The sequence below is a fragment of the Acinetobacter sichuanensis genome (assembly GCF_003024515.2).
GTDB classification, from domain to species: Bacteria; Pseudomonadota; Gammaproteobacteria; order Pseudomonadales; family Moraxellaceae; genus Acinetobacter; species Acinetobacter sichuanensis.
In genome coordinates, this window is sequence record NZ_PYIX02000066.1 from 1 (window position 1) to 9,512 (window position 9,512).

At 43.6% G+C, this 9,512-nt stretch carries 12 protein-coding genes; 10 read left to right on the plus strand and 2 right to left on the minus strand.

The window, feature by feature from the left end:
• Positions 1-127: 127 nt before the first annotated feature.
• From C9E89_RS20585 to C9E89_RS20610, 6 genes are read left to right on the plus strand one after another with little or no spacing between them, the layout of a single operon-like run.
• Complete coding sequence (locus C9E89_RS20585; RefSeq protein WP_009499586.1) at positions 128-364, plus strand: glutaredoxin; 237 nt, start codon at positions 128-130, stop codon at positions 362-364.
• Positions 365-395: 31 nt separating this feature from the next.
• Positions 396-836, plus strand: coding sequence for a peptide-methionine (R)-S-oxide reductase MsrB (gene msrB / locus C9E89_RS20590; protein ID WP_000483554.1), 441 nt, complete (start codon positions 396-398; stop codon positions 834-836).
• A gap of 21 nt (positions 837-857) precedes the next feature.
• The gene (locus C9E89_RS20595; protein ID WP_079381165.1) at positions 858-1,103 is read left to right on the plus strand and encodes a glutaredoxin family protein; all 246 of its coding nucleotides are present in this window, start codon (positions 858-860) and stop codon (positions 1,101-1,103) included.
• Positions 1,104-1,153: 50 nt separating this feature from the next.
• The gene (locus tag C9E89_RS20600) at positions 1,154-1,462 is read left to right on the plus strand and encodes an antibiotic biosynthesis monooxygenase family protein (RefSeq protein WP_058952588.1); all 309 of its coding nucleotides are present in this window, start codon (positions 1,154-1,156) and stop codon (positions 1,460-1,462) included.
• Positions 1,459-2,733, plus strand: a complete 1,275-nt coding sequence (locus C9E89_RS20605) for an acetyl-CoA C-acetyltransferase (protein WP_000857678.1) — start codon at positions 1,459-1,461, stop codon at positions 2,731-2,733. The genes C9E89_RS20600 and C9E89_RS20605 overlap by 4 nt, the downstream gene beginning before the upstream one ends.
• Positions 2,734-2,742: 9 nt before the next feature.
• On the plus strand, positions 2,743-3,405 hold the full coding sequence (locus C9E89_RS20610) for a peptide-methionine (S)-S-oxide reductase MsrA (RefSeq protein WP_001281573.1): 663 nt from the start codon (positions 2,743-2,745) through the stop codon (positions 3,403-3,405).
• Positions 3,406-3,624: 219 nt separating this feature from the next.
• On the opposite strand, the gene C9E89_RS20615 is transcribed toward C9E89_RS20610, so the two are convergent.
• Both C9E89_RS20615 and C9E89_RS20620 read right to left on the minus strand, forming a co-directional pair.
• Positions 3,625-4,602, minus strand: a complete 978-nt coding sequence (locus C9E89_RS20615) for a sensor domain-containing diguanylate cyclase (RefSeq protein WP_002119794.1) — start codon at positions 4,600-4,602, stop codon at positions 3,625-3,627.
• Positions 4,603-5,219: 617 nt separating this feature from the next.
• On the minus strand, positions 5,220-6,506 hold the full coding sequence (locus C9E89_RS20620) for a GAF domain-containing protein (RefSeq protein ID WP_000257537.1): 1,287 nt from the start codon (positions 6,504-6,506) through the stop codon (positions 5,220-5,222).
• A gap of 868 nt (positions 6,507-7,374) precedes the next feature.
• Here C9E89_RS20620 and C9E89_RS23930 point away from each other — a divergent pair.
• The 4 genes from C9E89_RS23930 to C9E89_RS20640 all read left to right on the plus strand — a co-directional run.
• Positions 7,375-7,536: a peptide-methionine (S)-S-oxide reductase gene (locus C9E89_RS23930; RefSeq protein ID WP_223290059.1), complete on the plus strand. Its 162-nt coding sequence runs from the start codon at positions 7,375-7,377 to the stop codon at positions 7,534-7,536.
• Positions 7,537-7,594: 58 nt separating this feature from the next.
• Complete coding sequence (locus C9E89_RS20630; protein ID WP_011711655.1) at positions 7,595-8,149, plus strand: carboxymuconolactone decarboxylase family protein; 555 nt, start codon at positions 7,595-7,597, stop codon at positions 8,147-8,149.
• Between the two features lie 137 nt (positions 8,150-8,286).
• Positions 8,287-8,802, plus strand: coding sequence for a YkgB family protein (locus C9E89_RS20635; RefSeq protein WP_004911234.1), 516 nt, complete (start codon positions 8,287-8,289; stop codon positions 8,800-8,802).
• A gap of 239 nt (positions 8,803-9,041) precedes the next feature.
• On the plus strand, positions 9,042-9,512 hold a 471-nt coding region (locus tag C9E89_RS20640), incomplete at its 3' end, for an IS5 family transposase (RefSeq protein WP_213069656.1).

The window sequence follows — 9,512 nt, forward strand, 5'->3', positions numbered from 1 at the left end:
TATTTGTTTAAGATAAGATATAACTCATTGAGATGTGTCATAGTATTCGTCGTTAGAAAACAATTATTGTGACATTATTTCAATGAGTTATCTATTTTTGTCGTGTACAGAGACGAAAGAGGAAAAAATGAAAGAACTTAAGAACGTTGTCATCTACACAAAAGACCATTGTCCGTTTAGTAAACGCGTGAAGGAGTACTTAACTTCTGAAAAAGTTGATTTTAAACAAATTCGCGTGGATGACGATCCCAAGACTTATGATGAGTTGAAGAAAAAAACCAACCTTCAAACTGTTCCGCAAGTTTTTGTGGATGGAAAATTCATTGGTAGCGCGACTGACTTCTTCGCGTGGATTGATAGCTAAAGAACAAACCCAAAAATAAAGGAGCAAATTTATGTTCAACTGGGAAAGCATTAACAACTATCTCGATAACGGCACTCCCGCTCCTCCTAGAAAAGTAGAAAAGAGCGAGGAAGAGTGGAAAAAAATTCTGACGCCCGCTCAATTTAATGTCATGCGGAAGAAAGGCACCGAGCGCCCTCACACTGGGGAACTCTGTTCATTTTATGAGGCAGGACGGTATGCCTGCGCGGGCTGCGACACTGAACTGTTTGATTCGAACGTTAAGTTTGATTCGGGAACAGGTTGGCCGAGTTTTTCTGAGCCCGTCGCCGACAACGTAATTCAATATGAACTGGACACGACTTACGGACGAAGAATCGAAGTGCTATGCAATGTGTGCGAAGCCCACTTAGGGCACGTTTTTCCAGATGGTCCTGAGCCCTCTGGGGCTCGATTCTGCATCAACTCGGAGTCGTTGAAGTTTGTAGAGTAATTTTAGAAAATGGAGGGGGTCGTGGGGATTAAGCTGTTCGGTCATAAGGACTGCCACAAAACCAAGATTTACCAGTCGTACTTGAAAGAAAAAGGAATCGAGTTTGATTTTTTAGATGTTCACGAAGACGACGCGGCAGCTGATGAACTGCGATCCCTTTATACTACTGGAAAGTTAAATTTCCCGACAATACTGGTTGGGACAAAGAAGCTGAGAAACCCCAAGTTCAAGGATCTCGACAAGTGGTTGGAAGCTTCGATAAAATAACGAGATCTTTTTTTTGAGGATTGTAATTAGCTTAGTAAGGAGTCAGATCAATGATTATAGCAGTTTTCCGCAGTCGTGTTGCCAAGGAGCACGGTGGGGAGTTTGAAAGAAGATACGCCGAGATGTCCGCGCTTGTCGAAGCCATTCCTGGTTACGGAAGCCATGAGCGGTTTTCTTCTCCTAACGGTGAAGATGTTCTAATTGTCGAGTTCCTTACCAGAGAAGCTTTCGATGCTTGGGATAAGCATCCCGAACACAAAAAAGCCAAGATGCTTGGCAAAGACTACATTTTTGAATCGTACGGCGTGAAGGTCGGAGAAGTTTTTGAACGGCACACAAAGCCGGAGGTGAAATTATGAAAACGAGAAACGTTTATATCGTAGGTGGAGCTCGGATTCCATTTATGAAATCTATGACCGCATATCGAGACGTCTCAAGTGAAGAACTAATGACGGCGAGCCTAAAGAGTTTAGTTGATAGATATAACTTGGAAGGAAAAACTGTGGGCGATGTAGCCTTAGGAGCTGTCATGCACAGCTCGGCTAACTGGAATTTGGCTCGTGAAGTCGTTCAATCCTCCGGTTTGCATCCAAACACTCCGGCATATAACGTGCAACGTGCTTGCGGAACGAGCTTGGAAAATACGATTCAGATTGCTCACAAAATTTCTAGCCACCAAATTGAAAGTGGCATTGCGGGCGGTGTTGATAGCAACAGCGATTTGCCCATTATGGTTAGTCGAACTTTCGCAAGAAAATTGATTGCGTTGAATTCTGCCAGAACGCTTGGTGAGAAAGTAAAAATCATTTTAGGAATTAAACCTAGCGATCTAAAGCCAGTGTTGCCCGCAGTGGTTGAGCCACGCACCGGAAAATCAATGGGTGAGCATTGCGAACTCATGGTTAAAGAGTGGAATATTTCTCGCCAAGAGCAAGATGAGTTAGCGCTGGCAAGTCACAGAAATGCAGCTCAAGCATATAAAGATGGGTTTTATGATGATCTCGTCTTTCCATTCCAAGGAAATAAGACCGATGGAATTTTGCGTGCTGATACAACTTTGGAAAAATTGTCGAAGTTAAAACCTGTTTTTGATAAATCAGAAAAAGGGACTTTGACGGCGGGAAATTCAAGCTCGCTCACAGATGGCTCATCCACCGTTCTTTTGGCTTCCGAAGAAGAGGCTAAAAAGAATAATTGGCCGCTGTTGGCCAAGATTGTGGATTCTCATACTTCTGCCGTGGATTACGTCGCTGGCGAAGGTTTGCTCATGGCTCCAACTGTGGCGGTCAGTGAATTATTGAAGCGAAACGGCTTAAAGCTTCAGGATTTTGATTTTTACGAAATTCACGAGGCGTTCGCTGGACAAGTGCTCTGCACGATGAAGGCGTGGGAGTCTGCTGAATACTGCAAAACACGTTTGGGACGATCAGAGCCTCTCGGAAAAATTGACCGCTCGAAGCTAAATGTCCGTGGAAGTAGCATTGCCCTTGGGCATCCGTTTGCGGCTACTGGCGCTAAGATCGTCGGAGTTTTAGCAAAGATACTGCACTCAGCTGGTCCTGGAAAACGTGGCCTTATCGTCGTTTGCACGGCGGGAGGAATGGGAGTGGCTACAATTCTTGAAAGTTAGGAGAAAAATATGTCGGATCTAAAAATGAATAAAGAAGACGGTGTTGAAAGCTATGAATTTGCAACCCCTGAAGCAATCGAAGAAGCATTGAAAATCGGGAAGCTTAGTCAAACGGTTTTCGGCATGGGTTGCTTTTGGGGACCGGATTCTAATTTTGGAGGGACGCAGGGAGTAGTGCAAACACGTGTTGGCTACGCTGGAGCATCAACTCTGGATCCGAGTTACCGCAACATCAACGGACACGCCGAAGTCGTCAGAGTGATCTACGATAAAGACCAAATCAGCTACAGGGAACTTCTTGGAAGTTTTGAATCATGGTCTGTTCATGGTAGAAAGCAGGGCCAGTATCGCCAGATACTTTTTGTTTTTGATCTGGAGCAAAAACAAGTAGCTGAAGAACTGATTCAAGCGATTGGAAAGGAGAAATCTCCCGAGGTGATTGAGGCCGGAGAACAAAATGGTTATTTTTGGCCCGCCGAAGATTACCATCAAAAGCATCGTCTTCGCAGAAACAAACAGCTTGTAAGTCTTGCAGAAGTAGATTTCGGTCCTCGCTGGGATGAACATCTGTATTTTACTAAATTAAATAGTACCGATAGAAAAGGCTTCAGTCTCTCAAGCTGGCTAAAAAAGTTGTCTCCGGAAATGCAGAAAGCTTACCGAATCGGTTAATCTGAAATTGCAGCTGGCTAAAGAACTCTATTTTCTATATGTAAAGAATGTGACGATCTCCTTCACATGGAGTCCAAGAGAGCATAAAAAATCTGTGTAAGTCGCATTACCCATGTATTTGAAAGGAATAAATAATGCCAATATCAGACCAGCTTATCGACCGAAGCAAGACCTCAGTTTTTATGAGGTCTTGAGATCAGCGCAGCATGAACAGATCTCTTACAGTGTGGCGAACACACTGGTTTGATTGCGGCCTTGGGTTTTAGCTTTGTATAACATCTGATCGGCGACTTCGAGCAACTGCTTTTTGTCGTCAAATAAATCAGCGCTGGCCAAACCTATGCTGACCGTTAATTGTCGTAATAACCACTCATGGTTAGCCACTACCAGCCTTAACTTTTCCAGTGTTTTATTTGCGGACGCTGTGTCTGTGCCTGGCAGGATCAGCACAAACTCTTCACCACCATAACGGGCGAAAAAGTCATAGTTCCTGCTATGGCGCTGAAACAGAGCCGCGACTTGACTCAGTGCCTCATCTCCTGCGGCATGACCATAGCTGTCGTTAAAACTCTTAAAGTGATCAATATCAATCAATGCCAGTACAAAAGATTGTCCTGTTCTTTGCCAGCGAGCAAATTCAGCTTCAAACTTGAGGTCAAAAGCTCTTCTGTTGTTCACCCCTGTCAGCGCATCCGTCATGCTGGTATTATGTAATTGTTCGCCGACTTTTTTCAGCTCCAGTATGGCGATCACTTGTCTGGACAGAGCCTGCAAAGAGCTTATCTGCCGCTGGTTCAGCTGCTTAGGAACATGATCATAGACACAAATAGTACCAATCACTGCACCTTCGGGATCAATCAGCGGCGAGCCAGCATAAAATCGGTAGCCAGGTCCTGAAATCACCATAGCATTGGTACTGAATCTGTGATCTAAAGTAGCGTCAGGGACCACCATTACCGCATCAGGTGTTTCCATTGCATACACGCAAAAGGACTCTTTAATTAATACAGAGGTACGCGAAATACCAACTTTTGCAATTAGATTCAGCTTTGTGTCATCGGTTCGCGTCACCATAGCCACTGGTGCATCACAGATATAACACGCCAGTTCAGTGATATCCCGCAGGTTCTGATCTGCTTCAGCAGGTGCTTTTAGTGTGGTTTCTGCACTAGCTGTTTGAGCTAAACTAAAGGTCATGTACTTCTCCGTTTTTCTACTGCATTTTTCAAAGATCCTGCATAGAAAAATGAATTAAATCGTTGATTTAACTCTAGCATAGATCTGTCAGACTTGAAGTTATCTCTGTAGCAATGGTATTGTTTTGTACAATATTCGCCTGCTTGATTTGAGTTTTAGCTGTATTTATAAACTTTTGGCTTTTCCGGTCGCAGGCTCTATAATTTGCTCGTTTAAATCCAACTCTTCGTCTAACGTCATCTATTTAGTGTGCATGCGGCCTCCGGAGCATTTTCCGTGGCTTATTTTACCGAAGCATCGGGATTGCTAAATAGAGCTGAACGCTGTAATGCGCTTTCGAACTGAGCTTTCCGTAACTTCGGCATTAGTTCATGTACCTTGCTTACTGGATGTTGGTTGACGCGCAGCAGCACGTCCGTCAGATAATCGTAAACGTTAATAGCAGTGTTGACCTTGCTTTGAATGACGCCAACATGCTTAGCACCAAGCTCCGTTCAGCAGAATCACAGCCAGTTTTTCAGTTATCCCAAGTGTCACTCTCAGATTAAAGGCCGCCATACCGGATGTAGTGCCAACAAGAAAACTAAAACACAACTTCGCTGATCATCGCTGAGTGTTTATAAATCGTCTCCCATCACCGGTATCGATAAGCAGATAAGCCTGGTTATGCCATTAGCAGTTCTTGAAGCATTCCTGCTTTCAATGTCGTCAACGTGATCACGATTTGAGTTGAGATAACGACTCTGTTGCTGAAGACTCTCAGTTAATTGCCACTCACCAGATTCAAGAACAGCACCCGCTAACTCGGCACATACTGTTGCAAAACCATAAAGCGCTTGATTATCGCGGGTAAAACGCAGCGGCATCGTCTGGCCTTTTACAAGAAGGGACCATTCCAAAACTCTGTACTTACCTTTTAATCGGTTACTGACAAAAATAGTTATACTTGTACCGCTGGCGCCAACAACTAAAAAGCTCGTGATAGCTAGTCCTATCAGAGACCATAACTCTGGTTTCCCACTTAGTAACAGTGGATTAGGCAAATGACTCCTCAAAACGAGATCAGCACCAAGGGTCAGCGCTGTTTTATACACTGCTTGTTCTAATAATGGAGTTGCATTGACCAGTGACGCAACAGCATCACAACTATAAGGTTCTAGAACTGCCGTAGCTCTCAACCATTCTGTTTCATGGGCAATCGCCAACAAATTTGACCAAATTCGAACCAGTGCCGCTATATGAATGGAGTTTTCATCAGTCAGGACGGTTTGATTAAGCTGCTTATCCAGTTCCTGATGCCAGTATTGGTATTGGCTTGTCAAAAGTACAAACAACTCAGATTGAAGCAACTTATTATTAGTTACCGGTCTTATCCTATTTGACATCTCATTGAATAGTTGTATAAATTTTTTGTCTGCTTGTTGCTCACGCTTTAGCAGATCTTGCTGTTGTTGAAGCATCTGTAAATCGTATTCAATGGCCTGCTTAAAAAGTGTGAGTAAGGAACAGTGTTGTGATGCCCGATCTGGGCTTGAAAAGTCCAACATACACAAAGTACCGAAAGTTTTTCCGCTAGGCCAAAGCAATGGCAGGCCATAGTAATAACTAAAGCCTGCTGCAAATGTTGGGTTATTGTTTTCATATCGGGTACCGATTGCATTTTCAACTAGTAATGGCTGGTTACTGGAAATGACTTGGGAACAATAAGTGTTAAGTGCCAATGGAACAGGTTCACCGCAATAAAAAGTTGGTACTGACACACTGCCAACAGCCTGACAAATTTCGTTTTTATCTAATCGATTAATCAGCACACAAGGCACTTCCGCGACTTGAGCCATCGAGTTTACAATGCCTTGCCAGCGCTCTAGGAGCAGAGCGGTTTCTATGCTCAAATCTACTGCCATTTGTTCCCTCAGTATTTAAATAGTCCCCTTTTGCATCATTCGATCTTGTTTATCTCAGAGTATCAAACAGGAAACAAAGTGATTGATGTCAATCAGGGAATTAGCAGCATTGATGCATTAAGCGGCGCACATACACTCTAAGTAAAGTGCTTAAGTCTGATTATGGCAAGAAATTGTTACTTTGTCAGGGATAGTCAACACTTTATTAGCGAGAGACTTGCTTGGCTGACATTTAAGACAAATCGCGAGATTCCAAATCTGCCACCAACAGTCGGAACTGAGTAACTCACTTGAGCTTTAAAAAGTAAAGCATTGAAATATTTATGGTATTTATACATCCTACCTAGCTCACAGCAGAGTTTAGCATCGTGCATTAATATGACCTTACACTAAAAATACGTACTAGTTGACGTCTATCAAACTCGTTTACGAGATAGTGTAGTGGTCGACAAATTTTGGCCACATCGTTATTGCCTAATAACCGATGCTCTCTTTAAATGCGAAATGAGTAGTGCACGCATTTTTAGCCTTTTGGCAAAACGTTGATGTCTCGAAATTTTCAAGCGCTGTGCCTTGTTTATTTTCAGAAACGTCTGCTTTCAGTGAGTTCCTGATGCTCGGGCGCTCTAAATTATGGGTATAGACAATCTGATTTGCCCTATATTTGCAGTTTTTCGTGAACCCTTAATTTCACAACTCTTTTAATCTGATATCCAAAGTCTGCATCCATACATAGCCCCTACGTAAACTGTCTAATAAGTCACATTATACGAACTATTGAGCATGTTATATCTATTTTACATGCTGTAAATTCAGTTCCATTAGTAAATAGATAAAAACCAAGGAGGCTTTATGAAAAATAAATAATGTGATCGTTGCCGGAGGGTGTTTTTGGAGTCTCGAAGACCTCCTTAGAAATCAGGACGGCGTGACGTCAACGAAGGTGTGTAGTGGCACTGAAATGGCGACTGCGCAAGACGTGAAGATGAGCTGTCTGATAGCAACGGATTATCAAGCAGAACCTTCTTAAATACAATTTATTCCACGCCAATACAGCGTGCTGTCTTTCAAATCACTAGGAGAAATTTATGTCACGTTTGAACACCCCTACCACAATCGACGCCGCGCCTACTGCTACCCATACCTCACTCAAGGCTGTGGAAAAACAACTGGGCCGCGTTCCTAACATGTTCCGCGTCGTTGCCAACAGCCCTGCTGCGCTGACTGGCTACCTGCAATTGAGCGCAGCATCAGCACAGGGCGGCTTGGGTACAGCGACTCTTGAGCGTATTGCCCTAGCCGTCGCTGAGATCAACGGCTGCGATTATTGCCTTGCTGGCCATTCCTTCCTAGGCCGTAAGGTGGCCAAGCTTGATGATGCTGAACTCACTGCCAACCGCAGCGGTGCATCAAATGACCCTAAGGCCGACGCAGCCGTGCGTTTTGCTGCCGCCGTAGTCCGCCAGCGCGGGCAAGTCAGCAATGACCAGGTCCAAGCGGTGCTGAACGCTGGCTACAGTGATGCACATGTAGTGGATATTCTGTTGGCTGTTGCCCTGAACACTTTCACTAACTACGTTAACGAAGTGACACAGACCGAGGTCGACTTCCCGGCCGTTCAACCACTAGGCATTGATGTCTAATCCATTGGTGCTCAACTACAGCAATTACCTAAGTTAGGTTCGACTCGAGTAAACATATAGTTTTTCTCAAGAGTCATATCATTTTAGTGGGCTACATAGAGTGAGTCCACATGGCTAAAAATAATTGGAGATATAAGATGACTATTCCCGAAATTGAAAATGGTGTCCAGACTACCAATACCCTTAGTAATAATCTCGGTGCAAAAATCACTAAGTTTGGTATAGGTGGCATCTACGTTGCCATGACGATAATATATTTGTGGTTTGGTGGCATGAAATTCACTAGCTACGAAGCAAACGGTATACATGGTTTTGTTAGTAATAGCCCTCTGCTTTCGTGGATGTATAGCTTCCTCAGCATTCAAGGATTCTCAAATTTTCTGGGTGTGCTTGAAATTTCAGTTGGCCTGTTAATCGCTGCACGAGTTTTCTCCCCTAAGCTCGCAATCTTGGGCGGTGTACTTTCAACCGGACTCTTTTTTACGACATTGTCGTTCATGCTGACTACACCCGGTGTTTTTGAGGCATCTCTTGGGTTTCCTGCGATCTCTGTGGTTCCTGGCCAGTTTTTGCTAAAAGATTTAGGCTTGTTTGTCGTGTCTATATTTATCGTAGGTACATCACTTACAGCACTGGAGCACAAAAACAAATAAGCCTCACCCGAAACAACTATAAGTTAGATGGCTCCTAAACACATTAGAGAGCCTTTATTTTTATCTTTTAAGTGCTTCAAGTACGTGCCTTACTAGAGGCTGTTGATCTTTGAGTGAAAAATGAACGGCATAGCAACAAGGTATAATGGTTTCGCCAAAAATCAAAAATACCACCGAGAACGGACGTTGCTATGCCAAGGACAATGCTAACAGATAACGCCTAGGAAGCCCTAAAGCAAATACTTAAAGAGACAGGGCGTGTTTACAATAAATATGAACACCGAAATACACTGGAAGGCATACTTTATCGTATGCGCACAGGCATTCAGTGGCGAGATTTGCCTGAAAGATTCGGTCGTTGGAACTCTGTATTTAAGCGCTTTAACCTTTGGTCAAAGAAAGGTGTGTTACAAAAATGGTTTCAAAGCATATCGTCCGATAATGATCCAGAATGGTTGTTTATTGATGGAAGTATTGTCAAAGCGCATCAAGACAGTAGCGGAGCCGCAAGCAGTTCAGATGAAGCGATAGGAAAAAGTCGGGGTGGGAGTTCTACAAAAATTCATCTCGCTGTAGATAGCGGTGGGCTTCCCGTTTATTTTGAAATATCGGGTGGTCAGATAAATGACATTGGTTATGTGAAAAAAACCGATGCAGAAACCCAGGTACTGTTTGAATTTATCGCGCATCGATATGAAAGCGGTAGCCTG